Origin of the sequence: Secundilactobacillus mixtipabuli (assembly GCF_002217925.1) — a bacterium.
Taxonomy (GTDB): Bacteria; Bacillota; Bacilli; order Lactobacillales; family Lactobacillaceae; genus Secundilactobacillus; species Secundilactobacillus mixtipabuli.
On sequence record NZ_BCMF01000008.1, the window covers coordinates 54,146 to 80,891 of the forward strand.

Below are 26,746 nucleotides of genomic sequence, written 5' to 3' on the forward strand. Positions count from 1 at the left end.
CTTATTCTACCTGTTTAATTGGAAACGTAACTGTGAACGTACTGCCAACACCGCGCTGACTTTCAACGGAAATCTGGCCTTGAAGTGACTGTACCAATTCCATGACAATGGCCAAGCCAAGTCCTGTACCATTCACAACTTGTTTGGTACGGGAGCTATCAACTCGATAAAAACGTTCAAAGATTCTCGCCTGTTCATTCTGAGCAATACCGATACCGGTATCTTTTATCTTCATTGTCCATTCATGGGGTGTTGCTTCATAATCAACGATCACCGTACCCTCTGGCCGATTATATTTGATACCGTTGGACACCAAATTTTTAATGATCTCAACTAACTTTTTTTCGTCGGTCCGCTGAATTTGACCAGCCGGAATTTGATTGATCAGTGCAATGTGCTTTACCGAAGCCATTTGCTGCAACGTTCTAAGTTGCTCGTCAACCACTTCAGCAATATCCAATTCCGTCATCTGCTGTTTTGTCACTGATTGTGATTCAATCCGCGAAATGGATAAAACATCCTGAATCAGCTCAGTCAGCCGCTTACTTTCTTTTTGGATGATATCTAAAAATTGATTCAACGTCTCAGGATCATCTTTGGCACCCGCCTGTAGCGTTTCAGCAAAGCCCGAAATAGCAGTCACTGGCGTTTTCAACTCATGAGAAGCGTTAGATAAGAAATCCATCTGCATTTTTTCAACGGCATAAATTTCAGTTACATCGTACAGCAATACCAAAATCTGAAAAAAATCTTCTGACGTCGAGGTGTAGATGACTGAAGCTTCAACGCGCTTTTCAGTTGGCATTCCTGGAAGTGTAATGACCTGCCGCTTTGACTGTTTAGTGCTGAAAACCTGACCAACTAGAGAAACCAGTTCAAACTGATGAATATCCTGCGTATAAGGATGGCGTCGCTCACGAATATCAGTCTGTAAAAATTCCGCCATGGCTGAATTAGCCATTTCAACTTTACGGTACCGGTCGATAACCATCACACCAATTGGCAGGTAAGACAGTAATAACCTTAGTTCTTCACCTTGCTGGGTTTTATCGCGCAACACCTTCTGCTGGTGCGTCTGCAGGCGATTGATTGCCATCGCCAGCTGGTAATAATCATTGTTCTTACGCAACAGAATATGAGCGGGTTCCTCATCTTTAAGCATTCCCTCAACTTTGTGCGTCATCGCCGTTATAGGCTGCTGTCGCTGCCTAAAAGTCCAGTTAAAGAGGCCAACCTCACCTGCAGAAATAATTAGATTAAGCACTAACAGGTTTAGTACCATTTGTGATACCAAGGTCTGACTGACCAGCATTCGACCCACTAGCACAAACACCACCATATTAATTATGACGGTTACCAAATATTCTAAGCTTACTCGTTTAATCATGCTGCGGTGCCTCAAATCGATAACCAAAACCTCGAACAGTCTTTAAATACACAGGGTGTTTAGGATCCGCCTCGATTTTATCCCGTAAATGTGAAATATGAATATCCACCATCCGGGTCTGACCGGCGTAATCAAAACCCCAAACACCTTCAAGCATTTGATCCCGCTTGAGGACTTGATTAGGCCGTTTAACGAGGTAAACCAATAGTTCAAATTCTTTGGGCGTTAATTTTACAACCCGACCATCAACCTTAACCGTTACCGTCGATTGGTCAATCAAAATGTTGCCAACCCGCAACTGCTGATTGTCATCAAAACTTGCTTCTTTATCACTACTGCCCTGACTGCGCCGTAAAACAGCCTTTAAACGTGCCAATACTTCTCTTGGGCTAAACGGCTTGGTAATGTAATCATCCGCGCCAAGTTCAAGTCCAAATACTTTATCAAATTCATCAGTCTTTGCTGTAATCATAATGATGGGTGTCTCAATTTTTTCTTGCCGTAGTCTCTTTGTAACTTCCACGCCATCCAGTCCAGGTAGCATCAAATCAAGTAGTATCGCATCAAAGTGTTTACTAGTCGCTAACTGAACTGCATCCGGCCCATTTATGGCCGATTCCACTTCATAATTTGCTTTTTCCAGATTATAGGTCAACAGCGTTACAATTGCTGGTTCATCATCAACAACTAAGACTTTTTGCATTTGGTCCTCCTAATCTTTAAACATCACAATACCGATTTCGTGCGGTGCACCGTCAAAAATAGCTGTTTCAGTAACTTTTAAGTCGCCCTCAGGCGTTTGAATTTTAAGGTGACAATACGTTGGGTCTAACAATAATGCTTCATAGAAGTTCGTTTCTGAACTCACGGGTTGCTGGTTACAAGTCGTAATAATATCACCGACTTGAATATCCATCTTCGCTGCAGGTGTTTCCGGTTTGATCCCCAGTACCCGTACGCCATGATCAACTTTAGAAAACCAAAAAGACTGCTTACGATCATGCCACCGTGTGCTAATTAAACAACCCAGATAACAAAGATAAGCCAAGCCCAAAACGATTAACGTGCTGCTCGTTACGAATAGTGACAAAATCCCGCCAACTAGAATGAATAAACTCAGGATAACAACTGCCTTCGATAGTCCTTTGAAGACAGTCTTGGGATTCTGTTTAAAAATCGTTAGATGTAAACCAATCAATAGTGGTAAGAAAAGCGGTGTAACCGTTGTTCCACCGAGTGATAATACCGGCCAAAAAGGTAAATGAGCACTCAAAAAGTTCCCTGGAACGAGGACTAACATTGGCACCACCAACAATTCATTAAACGGATAGCCCGCAATCAGCTTGCCACGTTTTTGAGCAAAAATTTTAGGTGAGGCAAACCGACCGCCAATTTTTTTTAACCAAATTCCAAACGTGAACAGTGCCACACCGAGAAGAATAATTAAATTGCCTAAAGTAACGGTTTCACCAGAAAAGCTAAACTGGCGCATAGGTGCTATTAACTGCTGAGTGACGCCAATGCTATTGCACCAAACATACAATACCACGGATCCCACAAAAATGGTGATTGGAAGCCGTGCACCTAAACCAAGGATAATGGCTAATGCGGCCAACGCGGTATAAATGAGCCACCAACCCAGCGGAATCGTCATACCAACGGCAAAAGAAATGACGGAACCAATTAAACCAAATAAGAGACTTAACAGTACAAAATGGCGCACTTCGTATTTATCCGAATAAACGGCACTGCCAAACGTCAGCCGTTCCTGTCTAATTCGCCGATCTGCCGTCACCCATTCACGAATGAATCCAAACCACCAAACGGGCTGCGCTACCAAACTTAATATCAATAAGCCAATTGTCATCATCAACACCTGCATTTTCATTATCTTTATCTAAAAGCAGTATAGCATAAACTAATTAATCCCGTTTCGGGCGACCAAAATCGGTATTGAATATACGATATATGGCATTAACTAATTTGAATGATTAAAAAAAGTCTAACTCATCTTTTAAAGAATATGTCAGACATTTTTTGTCATCAATCAGGGTTCGCTTGCTCTAACTGATACTGTAAATAAGCATTGATAAACGGATCTAAATCACCATCCATAACGGCCTGGCCATTACCGGTTTCGTAATTTGTCCGGTGATCTTTCACCATGGTATAAGGATGGAAAACGTATGAACGAATTTGAGAGCCCCAGCCAATATCAAGCTGTTCACCCTCAATGGCCGCTTTTTCTTTAGCCTTCTTTTCCTCTTCGCGCTCATACAATTTGGCTTTCAGCATATTCATCGCTGTTTGACGGTTCTGAAGCTGTGATCGCTGAGCTTGACTGGCAACCACGATGCCAGTTGGTTCGTGAGTGATTCGGACCGCTGATGACGTTTTGTTAACGTGTTGGCCACCAGCACCACTGGCACGATAAACATCAACTTTCAAATCAGCCGGATTGATCTCGATATTAACGGAATCGTCCAACTCAGGCAACACATCAACTGAGGCAAAGGACGTGTGCCGACGACCGGCTGAATCAAACGGGGAAATCCGAACCAGCCGGTGGACACCTTTTTCTGAGCGCAGGTAACCGTACGCATTATGGCCAGAAATTAAAATGGTCACTGAACTGATCCCGGCAACTTCACCCGCCTGATAGTCAAGGGTTTCAACTGTAAAACCATGTTGTTCAGCCCATCGCGTATACATTCTGAGAAGCATCGCTCCCCAATCTTGAGATTCGGTCCCCCCCGCTCCTGGATGAATTTCCAAGATGGCATTGTTAGCATCATACGGTTCATTTAGTAGCAGATTTAAGCGATACTGTTGCAGGTTCTTTTTGAGCTTAGTTAGATTCTCCTCCAGCTCACTTTGAACCTCAGCATCGGGTCCTTCTTCCAGTAACTCAACCGCCACAGAAATGTCACCCAATTGATTCTTTAGATCTTGATACAACTCTGATTTAGCTTTTAGCTGATTGGTTTCATCAATCAGTTTTTGAGCTCTCGCTTGATTATCCCAAAAGCCCGGTTCAGCCATCTTAGATTCATTGATTGAAATACTTTCATTCAAGGCATCTAAGTCAAAGAGACCTCCCAAAGCCATCAATTTCAGTTGACATGGCTTTTAGATCTCGTTTAATATCGCTCAATTCCATTATCCGTTACCTCCACGATAAATTTGCTTCAATAGCAATTAAGCTATTATTTTCTTCAGATACGAAAAATCCGCATGACTAACATGTCATACAGATTTTTCAACTAGTTTTTTTTAGCGCTTAATATTTTGACGAATCTCTGACTTCATAAACAGACGAGTAGCGTCGTAATCAATATCAGCAATCATTTCTTCAAACATCCGGTAACCATCTTGTTGATACTCAACTAATGGGTTTAATTGACCGTAACCACGTAAGCCAATTGAAGTCCGCAACTGATCCATCACATCAATGTGATCAGTCCAGTGCGAGTCAACCACACGAAGAATAACGACCTTTTCAAATTCAAGCATTTGAGCAGGATCATAGAGCTGTTTCTTCTTGTCTTCGTAAACACCATCAGCCAAGCCTTTAAGCAATGCCTTGATTTGGTCAGCATCCTTATTTTTAAGATCAGCTAACTTAATCTTGTCAGGGCTGACTAAAGCAGAAATAGCAAAGTCCAGAATCGTACTCAAATCCCAGTCTTTTTGTTCACCTTGAGTGTGAAGGTTAACAACTCGATCGATGGTCCGGTCAAACATCGGCTTGATCACCCAACGCAATGACTGATCCTCGTTGATGACTTCGTTACGCTGATTATAGATAACCTCACGTTGTGCACGCATCACGTCATCGTATTGCAAAACGTTTTTACGTGAATCGTAGTTATTACCTTCAACCCGCTTTTGAGCAGATTCAACTTGACGACTGATCATTCGGCTCTTGATCACCGCATCGTCACCCTCAACGTTCATCCGTTCAAGGAAGCCCTTAACCCGATCAGTACCGAAACGACGCATCAGGTCATCTTCCAGTGACAGGTAGAACTGTGTCAAACCCGGATCACCTTGACGGCCAGACCGGCCACGAAGTTGGTTATCGATCCGCCGTGATTCATGCCGTTCAGTCCCAAGAACAACTAAGCCGCCCAATTCACGGACGCCAGGTCCAAGCTTGATATCGGTCCCACGACCAGCCATGTTGGTGGCAATGGTAACGGCACCACGTTGACCAGCGTTCATAATGATATCGGCTTCCTTGGCATGGTTTTTAGCGTTCAAGACAACGTGCGGAATATTAGCCTTATCCAACAATTCAGAAATGTATTCTGACGTTTCAACCGCAACGGTACCAACTAGGATTGGCTGGCCCTTTTCGTGTAATTCTTTGATTCGATCAGCAACTGCATCAAACTTAGCTTCCAAGGTTGGGTACAGCACATCAGGTTCATCTAAACGAATAACTGGCTTGTTAGTTGGTACTGAAATAACTTCCATGCTGTAAATCTCACGGAATTCTTCAATTTCAGTTCGGGCAGTACCCGTCATACCGGCCAGTTTATCGTACATCCGGAACATGTTTTGGTAAGTAATGTTAGCCATCGTCTTGGATTCTTCTTGAATATCCACGCCTTCTTTGGCTTCGATTGCTTGGTGAAGACCATCTGAATAACGACGGCCTTCCATCACACGCCCAGTGAATGAATCAACGATTAAAACTTCGCCATCGGAAACCACGTAGTCCTTATCACGGAGCATAATAAAGTTAGCCCGCAAAGCTTGGTCCAAATGGTGAGTTAAAGCCGTGTTGTCAGTATCAAAGAGGTTCTTCAAGTTGAAGTACTTTTCAGCCTTAGCGATACCTTCTTCGGTCAGTGACACACTCTTAGATTCCAAATCAATCTTATAATCGGTGTCTTCATGTAACGTCTTAGCAAAACGGTCAGTCCGTTGGTACAGCTGTGACGTTCCTTCAGATTGCCCCGAAATGATCAATGGTGTCCGGGCTTCATCAATCAAGATTGAATCCACTTCATCAACAATGGCAAAGTTCAATGGTCGTTGAACCATATCTTCCTTGTAGACCACCATGTTGTCACGAAGATAATCGAACCCGATTTCTGAGTTGGTTGAATACGTAATGTCGCAGTTATAAGCTTCCCGCTTTTCTTCAGGTGATTTTTCAGTCAAGTTCAAGCCAACGCTTAACCCTAACCAGTTATATAATTCACCCATTTCTTCAGCATCACGAGATGACAGGTATTCGTTAACCGTGACAACGTGAACACCCTTACCTGACAGTGCGTTCAGATAAACTGGCATTGTAGCAGTCAGCGTCTTACCTTCACCAGTCTTCATTTCGGCAATGTTACCTTCATGAAGCACAATTCCACCCATAATTTGAACGTGGAACGGATATAAACCAAGCACCCGCTTAGCCCCTTCACGAGCAACCGCAAAAGCTTCTGGTAGTAAGTCATCAAGCGTTTCCCCATCTTGATAACGCTTTTGAAATTCTGGTGTTTTTGCTTTTAATTCGTCATCAGATAAAGCCTCGTATTCCTTTGAGTAACTGTTAACTTTATCTGCAATTTTGCTGATTCGCCGTAGTTCTCGTTTATCACTTTCGACCCAGCGCTTTAAAAAGTTAGCCATTCTTGATTCCCTTCTGTTAATGTGTTTTCAATTATTATCATTCATTTGATTGCATACCAACAATTAGTCTAACATTTATGTGCTATTTTTAAAACTCATCTGCTAGTTATATTTTTTAAATTACCGTATCAGTCACTTTACAAAGTGACTACAAAAGGACCGAGGCTACGTTTAATATAGTCTCGATCCCTTTAAAATAACGTTTTTAAATCATTAGTCTCCAGCTTCAATCAAACCGTAACGACCATCATTACGACGGTATACGATATTGACAGCATCGGTTTCAGAGTCTTCATAGATAAAGAAGTCATGCCCCAGCATATCCATTTGCAGGATTGCTTCTTCGTTGTCCATTGGCTTTAAGGAAACCCGCTTCGTCCGAACAACTTCTAACTTTGCGTTGTCATCGTCAGAGCTTTCATTATCAGCGGCCTCAGGTGTAAATTCAAGATTCTTGAAGCCCTTTTCACGGGACTTACGGTTGACCTTTGTCTTGTACTTGCGGATCTGGCGCTCTAGCTTATCCGTAACCAAATCAATACTTGCGTATAAATCTGGAGATGTTTCTTCTGCTCTTAAGGTTAAATAAGGTAGTGGGATTGTAACTTCCACCTTTGAATCCTTATTTTGGTACACCTTCAAATTAACATGAGCAGTTGAATCCACGCTTTGCTCAAAATACTTCTCAAGCTTGCTGATCCGTTTTTGCACGTAATCCCGGATTGCTTGAGTGACCTCGATGTTTTCACCACGAATATTGAATGTGAGCATAGAACTTCTCTCCCTTCCACAACAAACAAAAGTTAGTTTAAGCCTACCAGAGAACTCGGCTTAAATGCTTGCTTTGTTTATAGCTTAATTATAATAGAAAGCGCTACAATACACAATACTTTAAGGCTTAGAACACCATTATTATCCTGCTAATTAAATTAGCCGTGTGCCAGCGTAAGCCCCACAACCTCACTAGCACCAGCGTCTAAGAGCAATGTTGCAGCATGCCTGATCGTCCGTCCGGTCGTATAAATATCATCAACAAGTAAAATCCGTTTTTTATTAAATTTTTCAGTGCTTAAGTTCAGCTTAAACGGCTGCTTCATCTGCAAACGTTGCTGCCGATTTTTGGCGGACTGCGGCAATTGCTTATCGTGCTCAATAGTCGCCAATGCGGCTGTCGTTTTCACGCCTTCTAAAAAACCGGCAACTTGGTTGAACCCACGTTGCTGGTAGGTGATTGGATTAATTGGAATAGGAATCACTAAATCAGCTTTAATTTGTTTGACCTCGCGTTTAATTTTGCCTTGAAAAACCTGTCTTAACCGGTAATCACCGTAAAATTTGTATTGCGACATAAATTGTCTCAGTAATTCATTGTACTGAAACATCGCTCGGTTCTTAAAGTTCGTCAACGTTTCCCAACGGGTACAGTCAGGACAAAGTTGTGTTGAGCAATGACGACCGCACCCTCTACATGCTTGATCAAGCGGAATGGGTTCAAGGCGATCAAGACAGGTTTGACATAATAGCGAAGGTTCTACGGGTTGAAAATTTAATAGTTGCCACAACGTGATCTGCTGAAGATTCTCGCGGTGACACAGCAGGCATTCAGTCATGGGTAACGCCAATCAGCCCTTCTCGGCGAGCTTTTTGATTCACAAATCTAATCTGACGGCGTGCCTCTTGGATGATTTTAGTCTGCCTGTCTGCAAAAAAAGCCACCAATCCATCAGGGTAAGCCGATTTACGTCCTGCCCGTCCAGCAATTTGAACCAGAGCAGCAGTTGAAAAGACACCATCATCCGCCCCCAATACCATCACGTCAATATTTGAAAACGTCACGCCACGTTCCAGAATGGTTGTGGTGATTAGACAATCCAATTCACCGTCTCTCATTCGTTGAACTTTTTCATGCCTTTGGGGGTCACCCGCATAAACGGTTGTCGTTTTCAGCTCAGGAAAAGCGGTATGAAGAACCGACGCCAGCGCCGCTAAATCCTTGATGTGCGGCACAAAACAAAGAAACTTACGGTGCTTTGAAATCATCTGGCTTAGCCCTTTCTTAACCGGCACCGGTAACCGGTGTTTCATTAATGATTGGCGCCAATGGCTCGTTAACTTAAACTTGATTTCTGGTAATGGGTGTCCGTGGTAGCGGGCGGGCAGGTAACTAACTGAAAGCCGTTTTTGCCGTTCCAGTCGGCTCAGTTCCTTACTGGGTGTGGCAGTGAGGTAGAGTAAAGCGCCCGACTCTTTTTTGGCCTGTTGGGCTGCGTAATTTAAACCTGGATCAGCAGCAAATGGGAAGGCATCTACTTCATCAATCACCAGAACATCAAAAGCATGGTAAAATCTAAGCAGCTGATGCGTGGTACAAATTGTGAGCTGTTTGTAGGCATATGGCCGATTCATCTCGCCATATAGCACGATTTGTGGAATACTTGTAAAAGCAGCCTGAAAACGCGGCGCTAATTCCAAGCAGACATCAACCCGTGGTGATGCGATTGCCACTCGTAAGCCTTTCATTAAAGCTTGCTCAATACCATGAAATAACATCTCGGTTTTACCCGCACCAGTCACGGCCCATAGCAAATGCGTTTTCCCAGTAGCAAAAACCGCACTAATTTCTTGACTGCACGCGTTTTGTGCAGACGTTAATTCACCCTGCCAGCTCAGTGGTGAATCAGTTAATTTAGTAAACCGGTTTGGTTCTGGCAATGACCACAGATTTTGGTTAGACGTCACCCGCCCTAACTGAAAACAATGCGGGCAATAATAATTTCCCTGTGGTAATCGAACCGTTTGTTTCGGTGTTGATTGGCCACAGCGTTGACAAATGACTAGCTGACCAGTCAACATCATTGACGGCCGCTGTAAAAGCTTTGGCTGCCAATCAGGCGTTACTGAGATGGCGTCTGCTAATACCTGCCGGCCAAATAACTGTCTTACTTGCATCATTTTTACCCCCTAATAAACCATACATACGCAAGAAATGGAGTAATGCTACCAATGTCGAAAAATTATTTAACCATTAAAACGGGTGGTTCTCACGAATTAGAAATTAAAAAATCCCGATTTGTCTGCAGTCTGCAGCGAGTCACAACCAAGGAAGAAGCCGATGCATTTATTGCGTCAATCCGTCAGAAGAATCCAAAGGCTAATCATAACTGTTTTGCCTATCTGCTTGGCGAACACGATGAAATTCAACGCGAAAGTGATGATGGTGAGCCTTCAGGTACTGCCGGCGTGCCAATCCTTGAAGTTCTAAAACGGATGGCTATTCACGACGTTGTGGCCGTGGTGACCCGATACTTCGGTGGCATTAAGTTAGGCGCAGGTGGGCTGATTCGGGCATACAGTAATTCAACTTCACGCGCGATCGAACAAGTTGGCTTAGTTAAAAAAGTCCTCCAGCGCGACCTGATCCTGACCGTTTCATACGCTAATTATGAAAAATTAAGCTACCACCTTGAGCAGCAACAAATCAATGTGTTAGATACCAATTACGGCAGTGACGTTACAGTCACTATTGCTGTTGACCTTGAGGTTGTGGAACAAGTTCAAACAGCAATAACCAACTTGCTCTCTGGCCAAGTCACGCTTAAAGCTGCTGATGAGCATTATCATGAGGTTGCAGTGCCGGTTTATCCCGACACTGAGGAATAGCCCTAAGCGGTTTTGAATTCATTCATTGACGCTACAGCACAACTTGGAGGTTTATTTTTTGGATATTGTTCTAGCTATTTTACTATTACTCTTTATTTCCAGCCTGCGTTTAAATTTGGCTGGTCCTTCTGCCGGCTATCTGAACCGTGATACCACAGCTACGATCAATGGTTTTTTCTTACTGCTAGTCATGTTCAGCCACTTTAATACTTACTTACCAGCATCAAGTCTGGGGCGGCTCACAACGCTTTGGATGACAACTAAGGGAGAACTGATTGTAACGACTTTCCTCTTCTTTTCTGGGTTTGGCATTATGGAACAGCTCCAGAAACGTGGAACAGCTTATATCAATACCTTCCCAGTTAAACGAATTTTATTTGTTTGGGCTAAGTTCTTTTTTGCCGTCTCACTCTTCTTGTTGCTAGCTTTCTGCTTACATCAGTCCTATTCATTCCCACGAATTTTACTGACTTACTTTGGCCTAACGACTATCGGTAACAGTGGCTGGTATATTTTCGCTATTTTATTGCTTTACTGCCTGACCTATTTAGCCTTTAAATTGGCGCCCAAAAGCCATCGAAACGCGCTTTTTTACCTACTAGCCGGTTTAGCGATTTACATCATCATCGCTAGCCTGTCATTACCTAGCTGGTATCACGAAACCATTCTCAGCTACTTTGCGGGTGCCGTTTTCTCCCTTAACCAGTCGAAATGGTGTTCATTCATTAATAAAAATTGGCGCCATTATGTGACAACCGGCTTTGTAACACTGCTTTTATTTTTAAGTAGTTACCTATTAAGTGCACTTAGCAAGGGGCTACTTCATTATGCCTTTTACCAAGTGGCTGCCATTTCGTTTCCATTCCTCTTTGTTTTACTGACAATGAAAATGGCCCTTAAAAATCGTTTCCTAAAATACGTTGGCGGCGGCGCAATGTTTTCACTATACATTCTGCAAAGGATCCCCATGATGTTGCTTCAAAAAACGTCTTTAATGAAAACACCTATTATTGCCTTTATTCTGGTGCTAATAACGACCCTGGCCCTCGGCTGGTTATTTGATCATTTGATTGGCCATTTACTGCTACGCTTAACACACAAGACTAGCGCCCGTTAATTTCACCAAACTAAAAGAACGGTCATCATTCCCTCATTAGAATGATGACCGTTCTTTGTAATGTTATTAATTTCAGTGTGAATTTTTCGAAGTTGTGCCCTTAACCAGCCGCTTGATCCAATCCAAAAGGGGCTGGCGGTTAACGCCCACTAAGCCAATGGCTTCCACGAATAGCTCCAAGCCAATCAAACTAGCGATGGTTAAGAAAATCGTTCCCCAAGTTGGCGAAATTGGGTACATCAATGAAATGAATGCGAAAATCAAGGCAATTCCATAGATAACTAAAACCGTTTGCCGGTGGGTGAGTCCAATTTGCATTAACCGGTGATGCAAGTGATGCTTATCAGCATGCGAAATGGGTTGCCGATTTAACATCCGCCGTAAAATGGCATAAACGGTATCCGTAATGGGGACACCCATGATGATCACTGGAATAACAACCGAAATGAACGTCACGTTTTTCAAACCATACAACGAAAAGACCGACATCATAAACCCAATGAACAGTGAACCGGTATCCCCGAGATAAATACGGGCAGGAAAGAAGTTATAGGGTAAAAAGCCAATCATTGCAGCAACTAATGCAAAAATACTGATACCAACAAAGGTATTAGCAACGTTTAGAAAAAACAAACCGGTGATCCCCATGGTTGATAGTGCGATGATGCCCACGCCTGTTGCCAAACCATCTAGACCATCGATCAAGTTAACCGCATTGGTAATCGCTAATATCCAAATCCAAGTGATCGGCAAACTCAGCCAGCCCAAGGAAACTAAGCCAACAAACGGAACCGTAATGTGGCTCATTTTGACGCCCGCCGCAAAGTAAACCACTAAAGCAGCAATCGAGATACCGATCACTTTTTGACGGGGCTTGAGTTCAAAAATATCATCAATGATGCCGGTCGCAATGATGACACACTCACCGGCAAGTACACCCCATAGCTGACGCGTTGGAATCTGGAACCTTAATAGGAAGACTGTCGCAAAGGTATAAGAAAGAAAAATCGCCAAACCGCCCATTGTCGGCATTGGCACCTTATTCACTCTTCTTGCATTTGGATTATCAATTGCGCCTACCCGGAACGCCAATTTTCGGACGAACGGTGTCAGGATCGCGGATAAAATCATAGTCGCAACTAAACTGACAATGATTTCGAATTTCATAATAGTTTCCTCTCTTCATGACACATTGGTACTATTATACAAATGGCTTTCAGTAAACACAATCACTCACCCAATTTTTTTCAGATAATATTGAACAAATTGAGCAAGCTTACTAAAATATCACTTTACTACACAAGTTTTTTTAAGGGTAAGCGTTTACAGATATGACTACGGTCTTGCGTTTTTTTTTGAAAATGGGTATACTAAGTTTGTGAAGCGAAAGCGCTTTACTAGTTTGTGAAAAATTTTTTATAATTTCTGAAAGGAGTGTTTAATTATGGCAAGTAACCAAGCTACCAAGACTGAGGGAACTGAGCACGAAGCGGCACCTATTTTGCAACAAATGTGCATCTTCGCAACTGTATTATTCGTTTCTTCATTAATCTCACCATTATTCCCTAAGTCATTCCCAGTTCCAACTCCGGTTATTGGTCTTGTTTTGATGTATGTGCTTTTAGCATCACACATCATTAAACTATATCAAGTGGAGAAGATGGCTGACTTTTTGATCAGCTTAATTGCTTTCTTATTCGTCCCATCTGGAGTTCAAATGGCTAACTCATTGAACGTCTTTACAGATGACGGCGCGATGACTGGTGTTATGTTGATTGTTACTATCATCTTAGCTACTATTATTTTGTTAGTTGTTATCGCATATACCACTGCCGGATTCATGGCCATCAGTCGTAAGGTATTCCACAAATCAACTGATGTTGAATAATTCGGTACCCTCCCAATTATAGAAAGGATTGAGTTATATGACCTGGGTAAACTTTTTCGGTAATGCTTTAGATCCGAAAGTCGGTGGGATAGCCTTCTTTGGTATTTTCTTATCATTAGCTGTCTTTCTCATTGGCCAATATTTATTTAAGATTTCAAATGGTTTCTTCTTATTCCAGCCATTATTCGTTGGTATGGTTCTAGGTATCTTCATTCTCTGGCTTATGGCTAAGTGGTTTGGTGTTTCACTGCCAACCTTCTACATGTCAGCATACAAGCCAGGTGGTGACATTTTATTCTGGTTCTTGAACCCTGCCACTATTGCGTTTGCCATTCCACTGTACCGTCGGAATGATGTTGTTAAGAAGTTCTGGTTAGAAATTGTTTTGTCATTGATCGTTGGTATGATTATTTCATTATTCGTTATCTACTACGTATCAAAGATCTTCGGCTTAAACAACCAGATGATTGCTTCAATGTTGCCACAAGCTGCAACGACTGCTATTGCAATGCCTATTTCTGGTGCTACTGGTGGTATTCCAGCCGTTACTGCGATGGCATGTATCTTAAACGCCGTTTTGATTTACGCCTTAGCTGATGTCTTGATCAAAGTCTTCCGCTTAAACAGTGATCCAGTTGGTGCTGGTTTAGGTTTAGGTACCGCAGGACACACGGTTGGTTCAGCTAAAGCCGTTCAACTCGGTTCTGTCCAAGGTGCTATGGCTTCTATCGCCGTTGTTGTCATCTCAATCGTTGTCGACATCGTCGTTCCACCATTTGCACACATGATGGGCTTGTTCTAGATAAAACAGTTAAATTAAAAAATTTTTTTCAACTACAAACTATAAATAAGATTTAGGATGCCATATCCTATCTTAACAAGTAAGCCGTCAGATTAAGTTCTGGCGGCTTTTCTTGTTCCCCTACATTAGAATGTCAATCAATCCAGCAATCCTAATCGATTGCGTTATTAACGCTCAACCAATGGTTTTCATTGAATAGCTGAGATAAGTCTTGTCACATCCCGCTTTACAAGCCACTAAATGCCCTAAGAGGCTCTTCTAATGTTATTCCGCCCAATCATACAATCGGGTTGAATTGATCGCTGCCTGAACGTTTAAAAAGCCGTGTTGTTCACCCTTCTACAAAGTAAAAGTTCCACATAACACAAAAAGCCTAAATCAATTGATTTAGGCTTTTTACTATCTTTAAGATTTGATTCAATTATCTCTTTAAGTGATAACTATACGTCGAAACAATAATGTTCTGACGCGTATTCAATGCCGAACGCAGTCTCAAAGCAGTCTGGTTATGCAAAACATTTTGCCATGGCCGTCGTGGTACGAATTGAGGAACTAAGACCGTGGTCGTAAAGTTCCGTTCAGCAGCCCGCTTAGCAATCACATCACAGAACCGCAATGTCGGTGTAATGATTGATCGATAAGAGGAATGAATATCGACAAACCGAACATCCGGAAATTCCACTTTGAATTTCTGAGCTGTCTTATGTTCCTTACGTGGATTCTCATCAAAGGACACGTGCATGGCAATCACGTAGTCCCCTACTGAACGGGCGTAGTCAATAGCATGCGCCGTTACTTGAGTCACATCGCTAACTAAGACAATCACCGTTGCACCATCGTAATGGTGATTAACGGCATCACTATCTTCACTCACTCGCAGTTGGTGTGCCACGTTGATATAATGCCGATGAATACGGTAGAACATGTAAATCAAAGCTGGCATGACGATTAAGTAAGGCCAGACATTACCAAAATGAAGCAGGAACAAGAAGACCACAAGTGAGAAGGAAATAAAGGCCCCCAGGAAGTTAATAACAGCTTTCCAGCCCCATTTACCCTCACGAACCCTAAACCAGTGACGGATCATACCGGATTGAGATAACGTAAATGGCACGAAAACCCCAACCGCATAAAGCGGAATCAACAGGCTCGTCTTACCGTGGAAGATGATGATCAGGAAGATCGCCCCAATAGCAAGCGAAATGATCCCGTTTGAATACCCTAAACGGTCACCACGATCTAGGTAAGCATGAGGTAAAAATTTATCTTTCGCTAGGTTGTAAGCCAAAATTGGAAAGGCAGAAAAACCAGTGTTTGCGGCAACTGCCAGAATTGCGGCAGTAGCTAGTTGCAACAGATAGTAAATTAAGCCATGACCAAAGATTGCTTCACCAATCTGAGAAAGAACCGTGTTATCTGCCATTGGATGAATCCCAAGGTAGTAACTCAGAAACGTAATGCCACCGAAGAAGAAAGCCAAGATTGAAGCCATGATAGCTAATGTTGCACTGGCATTATGACTCTTAGGCTTACGGAAATTAGGAACCGCATTACTAATCGCTTCAACCCCTGTCAGAGAGGAAGAACCACTGGAGAACGCACGGAAGAACAACAGGAGTGTCATTCCCTGCACAGGTGCCCCAACGGCTGCTGTAGCGTGATAAACGATCCGTCCAGAGGCAATCTCAAAGATTCCCCAACCAATCATGATAAAAATCATCAGGATAAAGAAATAGACTGGCAAAGTCAGCATCGAAGCTGATTCACGCATTCCCCGAAGGTTGAGTCCCATGATCAGTAGGACTAAGACGATTGAAATACCGACTTGGTGCGCGCTGAGAGCGGGGATGGCAGAAATAATAGCATCGGTACCTGAAGTAACAGAAACCGCCACGGTCAGCATATAATCAACCAACAGTGAACCACCAGCAACTAACCCCGCTGGCTGCCCCCAATTAGTCGTTGCAACAACGTATGCACCACCACCTGATGGATAAGCATGAATAATTTGTTGGTATGACAACGTGATTGCGAACAGTAAAACCAGAACTAAAGCGGCAACCCAAAGTTGATACATTAAAGCTGCTGCAGAAAGTGTGATTAAAACTGTTGTAATTTGTTCAGTCCCATATGCGACTGAAGATAACGCATCAGAAGAGAGTAAAGCCAGCGCTTTAAACTTAGTTAAAGCCTGTCCACCCTCATCCGTCGTCTTCAACGGTTTACCAATAAGTAACCGTTTCAAATAACGCCACATGATTTTTACTCCTTTATCGACGAATAACAGCTATCAACCACGAGATCTCAGTGGCCGATAGCTCTTTTCGAAAATTAATATCTAAAATAAGTGAATGCCGCATTGGGTATGCAAAATCAATTGGTATTGTACAACAAACTATCAAGCGAAAGCAAGCTGTCCGAAAACAATCTGAAAACGTTGATAATTAAACTGGTATAAACGATTCATTCTGTGATGAATAATGCCCTGATTTTAACTTTAACGCAATAAAAAAGTACCTGAAATAGTCTCCCATTTCAGATACTTTCGTTCAATAGTCAAACAGTCATCGTTTGAGTTGAAGCTTACATCATACCGCCCATACCTGGTTGTGCAGGTGCGGCTGGTGCATCATCCTTCTTTGGTTCATCAGCAACAACGGCTTCAGTGGTCAACAGTAATGCTGAAACTGAGGCAGCGTTTTGAAGTGCTGAACGGGTAACCTTGGTAGGGTCAACAATACCAGCTTTAACCATGTCTTCGTACTTGTTAGAAGCAGCGTTGTAACCTTCGCCAGGCTTCAATGTCTTCATGTGTTCAACGATAACAGAGCCTTCAACACCCGCATTTTCAGCGATTTGACGAACTGGTTCTTCCAAAGCACGACGAACGATAGCAACACCGGTTGCTTCATCGCCTTCAGTATCCTTTTCAATCTTTTCAACTTCTGGAATGACGTTGATCAAGGCAGTACCACCACCGGAAACGAAGCCTTCTTCAACGGCAGCACGAGTAGCGTTCAAAGCATCTTCGATACGGTACTTACGCTCTTTCAATTCGGTTTCAGTTGCGGCACCAACACGGATGACAGCAACACCACCAGCCATCTTAGCCAAACGTTCCTTTAACTTATCACGGTCAAAGTCTGAAGTAGTGGCATCGATTTGAGTCTTGATTTCTGCGACACGTTCTTGAATTTGTTCCCTGGCACCAGCGCCTTCAACAATGGTTGTATTGTCTTTTGTAACGTTAACCTTGTTAGCTTGACCAAGTTGTTCAAGAGTAGCATCCTTCAAGTTCAAGCCTAAGTCATCGGTAATAACAGTACCACCGGTCAATACAGCAATATCTTGAAGTTGAGCCTTACGACGGTCACCAAAGCCAGGTGCCTTAACAGCAACTACATTGAAGGTACCGCGCATCTTGTTCAAAACAAGTGTTGGCAATGCTTCACCGGTAATATCATCAGCAATAATCAAGAGTGAACGGCTTTGTTCAACAACTGATTGCAGCAATGGTAAGATGTCTTGGATATTAGCAATCTTCTTATCAGTGATCAAAATGTAAGGGTTGTCCAAGTTAGCTTCCATCTTGTCGTTATCAGTTACCATGTATTGTGACATGTAACCACGATCGAATTGCATCCCTTCAACAACGTCTAAGCTGGTATCAACACCACGAGATTCTTCAATGGTGATGACCCCATCGTTACCAACCTTTTCCATAGCATCCGCAATCAAGTCACCAACTTGTTTGTCAGCAGATGAAATAGAAGCGATTTGAGCAATATCGCTCTTAGTAGCAACCTTGTGGCTCATATCATGCAAAGCCTTAACAGCTGCACTCGTTGCTTTTTCAATCCCACGACGAATGCCAACGGGGTTAGCACCGGCAGTCACGTTCTTCATACCTTCGTTAACAATTGCTTGAGTCAATACCGTGGCAGTAGTGGTACCATCACCAGCAATATCGTTAGTCTTTGAAGCAACTTCAGCAACTAACTTAGCGCCAAGGTTTTCAAAGTGGTCTGATAATTCAATTGACTTAGCAATCGTAACACCATCATTAGTGATCGTTGGGTTACCGTATGATTGTTCCAAAACCACGTTACGGCCTTTAGGGCCAATCGTTGTTTTAACAGTATTTGCTAATTTATCAACACCGGCAAGCATTGCTGACCGAGCGTCTTCAGAAAACTTAAGTTCTTTAGCCATAGTTTCACTTCACCTCATAAATTATTTAGTTTAAAAATTTAGTTCTAGTTGACACCTGAATTAGTCGACGATTGCGACAAGATCCTTTTCGTGGACAACTAGATATGAGTCACCGTTATACTTAACTTCAGTACCTGCGTATTTATCAAATAAGACAGTGTCGCCTTCTTTAACACTTGGCGCAACCTTTTCACCATTGTCAAGCACACGGCCATCACCTACGGCAACAACCTTACCAGTCTGTGGCTTTTCTTGAGCGTTGCTTGCTAGCACGATGCCACCAACAGTCTTTTCTTCTTCTTCTTGTGCTTGTAAAATTACACGGTCTCCTAATGGTTTTAACACTTGAATCCCTCCAATAAATATAAAGTTTAGCACTATTAGCACTCATCTAACATAAGTGCTAATCACAATTAATACTATAAAATTATTCCCACTCAATTGCAAGTCATTTACCTAAAAAAACCATGATTTACTCAAAATTAAAAAATTGAACGACAAACCAACTTCCAGGCAAAACTAAAAGCAGTTTAACGGCCAATATCTCACTGGTCATTAAACTGCTTTTTAGTTTTGTTAACGTTTTGAACCGTCATACCAAATTATTCTTCTTCATTGTAGTGATCCAAGAAATAGATCAAAGTCTGGAGTTCATTTGTTAAATCAACGTTTTGAACCCGAACGTTGGCGGGCACAGATACCCGAAGCGGCGTGAAGTTCAAAATCCCCCGAACACCGCCCGCAATAGCATCATCCGTAACGTTTTGAGCCACGTTTTCAGGCACTGTTAAGATGACGATCTTGATTTGCTGGTCTTCAAGTTGTTTACGCAATTCTGACATTGGATAGATCGGCACACCACTTTGAACCGTGTTGGCTAAATCGGGACGGACATCAAATGCTGCACTGATCCGAACGTTGCTGTTCTGGTGAAAGTTGAAGTTCAAAAGTGCGTTGCCTAAATTCCCGACACCAATCAAAGCTGCATTTGTCAGTTTATCTTGGTTTAAAATCTTCTTAAAGAACTTCAATAAACTATCTACATCATAGCCATAGCCACGTTTTCCAAGTGCCCCAAAGTATGAAAAGTCACGACGAATCGTAGCCGAATCAACTTTAACAGCCTCTGAAAGTTCTGTCGATGAGACCCGATTCTTATCGGAATCATGCAAAATATTCAGATAGCGATAATAAATCGGCAAGCGTTTTGCCGTAGCCTTCGGAATCTTTGTTTCCGTCAATTTTTCTTCCTCCTTGTGAACTATCTGATTAAAAATCACTTAAAAACCACTTTTTTAATCATTTAACTAATTGTAATTTCATAAAAATACTAAGCTTGTGAAATCATCATTCTAGTTAATTGTAGCATATTGAGCTTATTTGTGAAATAATTTTCAATAAAAATCTGCTGAACATCACGATGGCCCTATGAGAATCTCATCAATTAATGGTAGAATAGTTTCACAATAGAAAGGTAGCTGATACGACATGTTATTACAGGTTCAGCAAGTAACACGCCGGTTCGGCGCGGATACTCTTTTTGACAATGTCAGTCTAGATGTCCCTGAACACGGCCGAGTTGCTCTGGTTGGCCGGAATGGCGCGGGTAAATCAACTCTGATCCGTATGATTACAGGAATCGACGCTCCTGATGAAGGGCAGATCATTTACAGAAAAGGAATGACCATTGGGTATTTAGCTCAAGATACCGGTCTTGATTCGAACAAATCCATTTGGGAAGAAATGGCCAGTGTTTTCCAGGACTTACAAGATCAAGAAAAAGAATTACACCGTCTGGAAGAGCAAATGAGCGAACCAGAAATCATCAACGATCAACAAAAATTTGAGCAACTTTCAAAAACATATGATCAACGGCAAACCGCTTTTAAGAATAATAATGGTTACGGCTATCGTGCTGAAATACGCGGTGTCCTTCATGGTTTTGAATTCGGTGAAGAAGACTATGGCCGTTCAATCGATGAACTATCTGGTGGGCAAAAAACCCAGCTAGCGTTAGCCAAGTTGCTACTCGAAAAACGCGACCTCTTAGTTCTTGACGAACCTACCAACCACTTGGATGTGGAAACCCTTACCTGGCTCGAAGGTTATATTCAATCCTACAAGGGTGCCTTATTAATCGTTTCCCATGACCGTTACTTTCTCGACCGTTTAGTCACGGAAGTCTACGAGATGTCTATGGGGACAGTGACGCATTTTCACGGCAATTATTCGGCTTATGTCACTCAAAAAGCAGCCCAGTTGCAACGTCAGTGGAAAGAATACGACAAACAGCAGCATAAAATCTCTCAGTTAGAAGATTTTGTTAACCGCAATATCGTTAGAGCATCGACCACTAAACGGGCACAGGCTAGGCGCAAACAGCTTGAAAAAATGGACCGAATTGAGCGGCCAGAATCCGATGACAAAGTGGCCCATTTTGCCTTCACACCACATCGGCAAAGCGGCAATATCGTTTTAACCGTCAAAGACTTGGCTGTTGGCTATGATCCCAGTAAAATACTGGCCGAACCGGTCAATATTGATGTCAAAAAACATCAAGCAATTGCAATCGTTGGTCCCAACGGTGTTGGTAAATCAACCCTTTTAAAAACTATTCTGGGTAAAATACCGGCTTTAGCCGGCAGTGTCGTTTTCGGTACTGGTGTCGACACCGGCTACTATGACCAAGAGCAAAAATCACTGCATAGCAATAAAACCGTGTTAGCCGAGCTTTGGGACGACCATCCCACCACCCCGGAAAAAGATATTCGTACCATTCTTGGGAGTTTCTTATTCACTGGTGAAGACGTGGATAAAATGGTTCACAGTCTAAGTGGCGGTGAGAAAGCCCGGCTGCTGTTAACCAAATTAGCGATGAAGCATGATAATTTTCTGATTTTGGATGAACCTACCAATCATTTGGATATTGATAGTCGTCAAGTACTTGAAAATACGCTAAATGACTTTGACGGCACCATCCTCTTTGTTTCTCATGACCGGTACTTTATTAACCAAGTTGCTACTTCGGTAGTGGAACTCTCAGCTCAGGGATCAGAACTCTTCCTTGGCGACTATGATTACTTTATTGAGAAGAAACAGGAACAGGCCGCAGTCGCTGAGAAAAAACAAGCAGAAGCTGAAGAACGTGATCCTAGTCTGACCGTTAAGTCAGTTAGTCAGAAAAAGCAAAATTATCAACAGTCAAAGGAACGACAAAAACAAGAACGGAAATTAACCCGTCAAGTTGAAACGTTAGAGCAGCAACTAAATGTTCTAACCGAAAAGAAAACTCAGGTAGAAAACACCATGACCAAGCCTGAAGTATTCTCAGATCAGGCTAAAATGGCTGATTTGCAGCAGCAACTTGAAGAAATTTCACAACAAATTGAGACAACTGAAAGTGGCTGGGAAGAGGCTTCATTAGCCCTCGAGGATATGTCCGACTAGCCTCATACACAAAAAAGACAGATTTTTTCCAACAAGTGGAAGAATCTGTCTTTTTTGTTTGTAAGATCTTCAATTTATGACGCTATCCAGTCAAATTCTAGACTAGGATCAGCATTCAAACTCATATCACCGAACTGCTTTAACTGATAGCCAACGTAGCCGGCCGCACCAATCATTGCCGCGTTGTCACCACAAAGTTTCAGGGGCGCTTTAATAAAATCAACATCCTGAAAGGCCTTTAATTCAGAATCTAACCGCTCACGCAGACCCTGATTGGCAGCAACACCACCAGCTAAAATCAGCTGCTTGACCGAAAAAGCATCCAGTGCACGAACCGTTTTATCCGCTAACACATCCACAACTGCTTGTTGAAAACTAGCGGCCAGATCTTCACGACTCAATGTTTCGCCAATCTGATCCGCATGATGAACGGTGTTGATAAACGCACTCTTCAAGCCACTAAAGCTGAAGTCAAATGAGTCGGAATCATCCATTGCCCGTGGGAAGTTAAAGGTATCCTTACCAATATGTGCCAGACGGTCAACTTCTTTCCCAGCTGGGTAGTTAATACCGAGTACCCGACCAATTTTATCGTAGGCTTCACCGGCGGCGTCATCGCGAGTCTCGCCAATAATTTCAAACTGACCTGGACCAGCTAAGTAAACGAGCTCAGTGTGACCACCTGATACTAAAAGCGCTAAAGCCGGAAATTCAATCGGTTTCACGTAGCGAGCGGCGTAAATATGGCCTGCCATATGGTTCACTGGGATCAGAGGTAAATCGTGCGCATACGCCACCGTTTTAGCGGCAGTGACGCCAATTAACAGCGCACCAACCAGCCCTGGGCCATAAGTCACAGCAACTGCTGACAAATCAGCATATGTTACCGCAGCTTCCGACAGCGCCAGATCAATACAATCGGTAATTTGCTCAATGTGGTGCCGGCTCGCAACTTCTGGCACTACGCCACCAAACCGCTGATGACTTTTTATTTGTGTCGCAACAATGTTTGATAAAATTTTCTCACCGTTTTCAATCACTGCTACGCTGGTTTCATCACAACTTGACTCGAAGGCCAAGATTAAATTACGTTCCACGTTCAATACTCTCCCTTCGCGCCTGATACGCTTAACTTCATTAAAATTGCATCTTCATCTGGTTGAGAATAGTAAGCCTTCCGCACGCCAATAGCAGAAAAACCTACCCGCTGGTAGAGATGCTTAGCAGCTAAATTCGATTCTCTCACCTCTAAAAAGACCTGGGTGTTAACCTCCAGTGAGGCTATCAAGGCTTCAATCAACCGAATGGCATGACCCTGTTTTTGATAAGCTGGGTCAACTGCGACACCGGTTATATCAACTTGATCCAGTACCTGGACAGCGCCAACGTACCCAATCAATTGCTCGCCATCATGGATAACAGCATAAACCCGGTGATCCGCAACCATATCTGCTTGAAAGGCCTGCAGTTTCCACCCTGTTCCCGACGGATAAGCCCGCTCAGAAATTTGCGCACAGGCTTCGATTAACGGGACTAACTTTGCTTCTGTGACAATCTGAATTTTAAGATTCGCCATTATCAGAATCTCCAATAGCAATGACCATATCGACGGCATCCTCGTGGTCGCCAAAATAGTATCCCTTCTTAATGCCAGCCTTCTCAAAGCCCAAGCTTTGATACAACGACTGAGCTCTCACGTTACTCAAACGAACTTCTAAGGAGACTTGTTTCAGCTCCAGTTGCCGTGCTTTTTTTATCATTACCGCAATTAAGAAGTGGCCGAGACCACGATTTTGATAATCCGGAACCACTGCGATATTAGTGATGTGGGCATCGCTTTTGACATCGTTAAAAGTACAGCCAATAAAAGCAAGCAATCGGTCGTGACGACGCAAAACCAAGTATAACCGGTCCGTTTCATGGCGAAGCTCACTTGCAAACGCAGCTGAATCCCAGGGCGTTTTACCCCCGTAGACTGCTCGCTCAATACCAAGCATTTCAGGAATATCCGTGAACTGTGCTTTGGCTAAAAAATAGGCAACATTTTGAATATGAACTTCATGATTTTTAATGTCTAATACATCTTGAAATTTAGTATCCTGAATTTGAAATAATTGCTGATACCAATTTTTAAACTTTTTCAACATAGTCGCTACTATCCTCTTCTGGGTGTTGCTTTTGCCAGTCAGCTTCTGCTTTGGTTAAGCGCAGATACCGTGGCACAAAATCTTTGACATCACTTACAGGAGTGCGTCTCTGCCCCAACCGGCCTAATTCCGCCGCACTTGGCAGGCTCAGTTCGATTGGATAATGAATAAAGTCTGCCTCTAGGGCTGTCTTTAATCGCTCAGTAAACGCATCAAGATCACCCAGTACAACAACCGGTTCGTTCAGCGCCTTAATTTGAGGCAATAACTTTTCAAACGGAATATGCTGATCTTCAATCACCGAAACCGGCATCCCGTTTTTGATCCGGTAAACGCCAGCAAAAACGTTATCGTTGCGCCCATCAAATAAAACCGCAACCAACTGCGTCTCACTGATAATGTTAGCCGCAATTGTGGCTAAACTAGAAACACCAACAAGTTCAATGTTTAACGTATCAGCCAATGTTTTGGCCGTTGTGACCCCAATTCTCAAGCCCGTATAAGAGCCCGGCCCATCCGCTACGACCACTCGGTCCAGATCAGCCGGTTTTAAGTTGGCAACCTGCATCAAATCTTGAATGATTGGCAGCAAATGCGCCCCATGTTTTTTAGTGGTGGTGACCGTCGTTGTTGCTAAAACCTGGTCATCTGACATCACCGCTACAGTTAGTGTTTGATTAGACGTGTCTAGCGCCAGTACTTTCATTTCGTATTAAACCCTCTTCTTCTGATTCTTCAGCCATCATCATACACCTAAGCCCCGTTAGCCGCCACTTAACGGTTAATAATTGGCTCCCAGTGGAACTCTGCTTCTGTCGCAACATCACCATTTTCCATCGTAATACGGTGCTTTGTAACAATTGCATCAGAAACGTCAGTCATCAACGTGGCCTCACTCGTCACGATATGGTGGTACTGAACCTCATTTTCAAACCGAATGTTGATTCCGGTTAAGTTATGCCGCGTCAAAAAGCTCATTGGCAGCGCATCTAATAGCCAATCAAAGTAGCGTGAATTATTGACGTGACCATTGCCGTCAATATCAAAATAACGCACTCGGTAAGCCTTAGTCATCAATTGATCCGTTTCAGCTAGACGTTTAGGCCGTGGTAACCGTGGAATCATTTTAACCTGCTCCGAATTGAATGGCGCAATAATATTATCCGGAATTGTCACAATTTTGCGGGTCTCATGGTCCATCGTAACCCAGATACTTTCAACGTGAACACATTCTTGACCATCACTGTCATGCACCCAAAATTCTCGGAAGGCAAAGTAGCGATTATAACAAGTAGCTTGCGTTGAAATCTTGATGGTTTCGCCTTGCCGTGGCAGACGAGTGATATCCATTTTGTATTGCGTTACGACCCAGCCGATCCCGAATTTGGCGACTTCTTCAGCACCAACGCCCAACGCGTCGGTTTGATCCTCCGAAGCCAAAATAATCATATTAATCAGCATGGCTGGTGTAACAGTGTTTGTGACATCTGTTTCGTAAAAAATAATTTGATGTTTTTCTGAAAAGATATTTGCGCCCATTTGGTTTTCCCCTACTTCTTTTAATTCTGATCCAGATGGTGATAAATTTGATAAACTTCCTGTTTTTTTAATTGACGCAAATGAGCCACTTGTTTAATAGCGTCATTTGGTCTTAACCCAGTCTCAATGAGATGATCAACGTGTTCTTCAATGCTAAGACCACTATAATCAGGCTCTTCGTTTTCTTCGTCGCCCTCGGGATTTCCACTCACAATCATGACAAATTCTCCGCGAACCTGGTCTGATTGCTTAGCCCATTCCAAGAGCTCAGTCAAAGAACCCCGGATAAACTGTTCATGTTTTTTCGTTAGCTCACGGCAAAGAGAAGCCTGCCGGTCACCCCCAAAAACATCAACTAAGTGTTGCAGCGTCTTGGCCAACCGGTGCGGTGCTTCATAGAATATCTGACTCTCGGAGCGATTTTTAAGCGCCTCTAATTCAGTCACTTGAAGCTTAGGTTTACGATCCAAAAAGCCATAGAAATAAAACGGCTGCGGATCTAGTCCCGAGGCAATTAATGCCGTTAATCCTGCATTAGCACCGGGTAGCGGCACGACCGGAATGTTAGCTTCAATACAAGCCACTACCAATTCGTGCCCAGGGTCACTGATTGACGGCATGCCAGCATCACTTACCTGAGCAAGGTTCACGCCCGCTTCTAGCTTACTAATCAGTTGCGGAATTCGCTCCTGAGTATTATGTTCGTGAAAACTGATTTGCGGTGTTTCAATTTCGAAATGATTTAAGAGCTTTTGCGTATTTCGAGTATCCTCTGCCGCAATCAGATCAACTTGCTTTAACACATCAACACTCCGGAACGTCATATCACCCAAGTTACCGATTGGGGTCGGCACTAAATAAAGTGTGCCCGTTTGATTCTGCTTTGAAAAACTTAATTGCGATTGCAAGC

Annotated in this window: 24 protein-coding genes; 5 read left to right on the forward strand and 19 right to left on the reverse strand. The window is 43.0% G+C overall.

The annotated features are described in order from the left end of the window. Nucleotide 1 precedes the first annotated feature (1 nt). From pnpS to IWT5_RS08810, 8 genes are all read right to left on the reverse strand, one after another. Entirely contained in the window at nucleotides 2–1,387 is a 1,386-nt protein-coding gene (gene pnpS, locus IWT5_RS08775; RefSeq protein ID WP_089109583.1) for a two-component system histidine kinase PnpS, read from the reverse strand. Then, nucleotides 1,380–2,090, reverse strand: coding sequence for a response regulator transcription factor (locus IWT5_RS08780; RefSeq protein ID WP_089109584.1), 711 nt, complete (start codon nucleotides 2,088–2,090; stop codon nucleotides 1,380–1,382). The genes pnpS and IWT5_RS08780 overlap by 8 nt, the downstream gene beginning before the upstream one ends. A 9-nt stretch (nucleotides 2,091–2,099) precedes the next feature. Further along, nucleotides 2,100–3,275, reverse strand: coding sequence for a PDZ domain-containing protein (locus tag IWT5_RS08785; RefSeq protein WP_143443096.1), 1,176 nt, complete (start codon nucleotides 3,273–3,275; stop codon nucleotides 2,100–2,102). 155 nt (nucleotides 3,276–3,430) lie between these two features. Then, nucleotides 3,431–4,547 (reverse strand): peptide chain release factor 2 gene (gene prfB, locus IWT5_RS08790; protein WP_143443097.1). Its coding sequence is split into 2 segments (ribosomal slippage): nucleotides 3,431–4,486 and nucleotides 4,488–4,547, totalling 1,116 coding nucleotides; the frame shifts between segments, so codons are not numbered across the junction. Between the two features lie 113 nt (nucleotides 4,548–4,660). Next, entirely contained in the window at nucleotides 4,661–7,024 is a 2,364-nt protein-coding gene (gene secA / locus IWT5_RS08795) for a preprotein translocase subunit SecA (protein WP_089109587.1), read from the reverse strand. 213 nt (nucleotides 7,025–7,237) lie between these two features. Next, entirely contained in the window at nucleotides 7,238–7,795 is a 558-nt protein-coding gene (hpf, locus tag IWT5_RS08800; RefSeq protein WP_089109588.1) for a ribosome hibernation-promoting factor, HPF/YfiA family, read from the reverse strand. A 158-nt stretch (nucleotides 7,796–7,953) separates the two neighbouring features. Then, on the reverse strand, nucleotides 7,954–8,430 hold the full coding sequence (locus tag IWT5_RS08805) for a ComF family protein (RefSeq protein WP_159459313.1): 477 nt from the start codon (nucleotides 8,428–8,430) through the stop codon (nucleotides 7,954–7,956). A gap of 196 nt (nucleotides 8,431–8,626) precedes the next feature. Beyond that, entirely contained in the window at nucleotides 8,627–9,973 is a 1,347-nt protein-coding gene (locus IWT5_RS08810; protein WP_089109590.1) for an ATP-dependent helicase ComFA, read from the reverse strand. Between the two features lie 54 nt (nucleotides 9,974–10,027). Between IWT5_RS08810 and IWT5_RS08815 the strand changes: the two genes are divergently transcribed. Both IWT5_RS08815 and IWT5_RS08820 read left to right on the forward strand, forming a co-directional pair. Beyond that, complete coding sequence (locus tag IWT5_RS08815) at nucleotides 10,028–10,684, forward strand: YigZ family protein (RefSeq protein ID WP_089109591.1); 657 nt, start codon at nucleotides 10,028–10,030, stop codon at nucleotides 10,682–10,684. Between the two features lie 58 nt (nucleotides 10,685–10,742). Then, entirely contained in the window at nucleotides 10,743–11,801 is a 1,059-nt protein-coding gene (locus IWT5_RS08820) for an acyltransferase family protein (protein ID WP_089109592.1), read from the forward strand. A 72-nt stretch (nucleotides 11,802–11,873) separates the two neighbouring features. On the opposite strand, the gene IWT5_RS08825 is transcribed toward IWT5_RS08820, so the two are convergent. Beyond that, nucleotides 11,874–12,968, reverse strand: coding sequence for a glycosyltransferase family 4 protein (locus IWT5_RS08825; RefSeq protein ID WP_089109593.1), 1,095 nt, complete (start codon nucleotides 12,966–12,968; stop codon nucleotides 11,874–11,876). Between the two features lie 277 nt (nucleotides 12,969–13,245). On the opposite strand from IWT5_RS08825, the gene IWT5_RS08830 reads away from it, so the two are divergent. Together IWT5_RS08830 and lrgB are read left to right on the forward strand one after the other, a co-directional pair. Then, nucleotides 13,246–13,689: a CidA/LrgA family protein gene (locus IWT5_RS08830; RefSeq protein ID WP_089109594.1), complete on the forward strand. Its 444-nt coding sequence runs from the start codon at nucleotides 13,246–13,248 to the stop codon at nucleotides 13,687–13,689. Between the two features lie 37 nt (nucleotides 13,690–13,726). Next, nucleotides 13,727–14,491: an antiholin-like protein LrgB gene (gene lrgB / locus IWT5_RS08835; RefSeq protein ID WP_089109595.1), complete on the forward strand. Its 765-nt coding sequence runs from the start codon at nucleotides 13,727–13,729 to the stop codon at nucleotides 14,489–14,491. Between the two features lie 421 nt (nucleotides 14,492–14,912). Here the strand turns inward: lrgB and kimA are convergent, their stop codons facing one another. From kimA to IWT5_RS08855, 4 genes are all read right to left on the reverse strand, one after another. Beyond that, nucleotides 14,913–16,748, reverse strand: coding sequence for a potassium transporter KimA (gene kimA, locus IWT5_RS08840; RefSeq protein ID WP_089109596.1), 1,836 nt, complete (start codon nucleotides 16,746–16,748; stop codon nucleotides 14,913–14,915). Between the two features lie 326 nt (nucleotides 16,749–17,074). Next, nucleotides 17,075–18,703 carry a chaperonin GroEL gene (gene groL, locus IWT5_RS08845; protein WP_089109597.1) on the reverse strand — a complete coding sequence of 543 codons (1,629 nt, stop codon included), beginning with the start codon at nucleotides 18,701–18,703 and terminating at the stop codon, nucleotides 17,075–17,077. Between the two features lie 60 nt (nucleotides 18,704–18,763). Beyond that, nucleotides 18,764–19,048: a co-chaperone GroES gene (gene groES, locus IWT5_RS08850; protein WP_089109598.1), complete on the reverse strand. Its 285-nt coding sequence runs from the start codon at nucleotides 19,046–19,048 to the stop codon at nucleotides 18,764–18,766. Between the two features lie 257 nt (nucleotides 19,049–19,305). Then, on the reverse strand, nucleotides 19,306–19,944 hold the full coding sequence (locus IWT5_RS08855) for a redox-sensing transcriptional repressor Rex (RefSeq protein ID WP_089109599.1): 639 nt from the start codon (nucleotides 19,942–19,944) through the stop codon (nucleotides 19,306–19,308). A gap of 247 nt (nucleotides 19,945–20,191) precedes the next feature. On the opposite strand from IWT5_RS08855, the gene IWT5_RS08860 reads away from it, so the two are divergent. Next, nucleotides 20,192–22,150 (forward strand): ABC-F family ATP-binding cassette domain-containing protein, encoded by a 1,959-nt coding sequence (locus IWT5_RS08860; RefSeq protein ID WP_089109600.1) that lies wholly within the window; start codon nucleotides 20,192–20,194, stop codon nucleotides 22,148–22,150. Between the two features lie 74 nt (nucleotides 22,151–22,224). Here IWT5_RS08860 and tsaD read toward each other — a convergent pair whose 3' ends face one another. From tsaD to rsmI, 6 genes are all read right to left on the reverse strand, one after another. Continuing rightward, the gene (gene tsaD, locus IWT5_RS08865) at nucleotides 22,225–23,253 is read right to left on the reverse strand and encodes a tRNA (adenosine(37)-N6)-threonylcarbamoyltransferase complex transferase subunit TsaD (RefSeq protein ID WP_089109601.1); all 1,029 of its coding nucleotides are present in this window, start codon (nucleotides 23,251–23,253) and stop codon (nucleotides 22,225–22,227) included. Next, entirely contained in the window at nucleotides 23,250–23,726 is a 477-nt protein-coding gene (gene rimI / locus IWT5_RS08870) for a ribosomal protein S18-alanine N-acetyltransferase (protein ID WP_159459314.1), read from the reverse strand. Before rimI (IWT5_RS08870) ends, tsaD begins: the two co-directional genes overlap by 4 nt. Then, nucleotides 23,713–24,297 (reverse strand): ribosomal protein S18-alanine N-acetyltransferase, encoded by a 585-nt coding sequence (gene rimI, locus IWT5_RS08875; RefSeq protein ID WP_089109603.1) that lies wholly within the window; start codon nucleotides 24,295–24,297, stop codon nucleotides 23,713–23,715. Before rimI (IWT5_RS08875) ends, rimI (IWT5_RS08870) begins: the two co-directional genes overlap by 14 nt. Beyond that, nucleotides 24,281–25,003, reverse strand: coding sequence for a tRNA (adenosine(37)-N6)-threonylcarbamoyltransferase complex dimerization subunit type 1 TsaB (gene tsaB / locus IWT5_RS08880; protein WP_089109604.1), 723 nt, complete (start codon nucleotides 25,001–25,003; stop codon nucleotides 24,281–24,283). Before tsaB ends, rimI (IWT5_RS08875) begins: the two co-directional genes overlap by 17 nt. A gap of 68 nt (nucleotides 25,004–25,071) precedes the next feature. Then, the gene (locus IWT5_RS08885; protein WP_089109605.1) at nucleotides 25,072–25,836 is read right to left on the reverse strand and encodes an acyl-[acyl-carrier-protein] thioesterase; all 765 of its coding nucleotides are present in this window, start codon (nucleotides 25,834–25,836) and stop codon (nucleotides 25,072–25,074) included. A gap of 20 nt (nucleotides 25,837–25,856) precedes the next feature. Beyond that, the gene (gene rsmI / locus IWT5_RS08890; RefSeq protein WP_089109606.1) at nucleotides 25,857–26,744 is read right to left on the reverse strand and encodes a 16S rRNA (cytidine(1402)-2'-O)-methyltransferase; all 888 of its coding nucleotides are present in this window, start codon (nucleotides 26,742–26,744) and stop codon (nucleotides 25,857–25,859) included. Nucleotides 26,745–26,746: the final 2 nt, after the last annotated feature.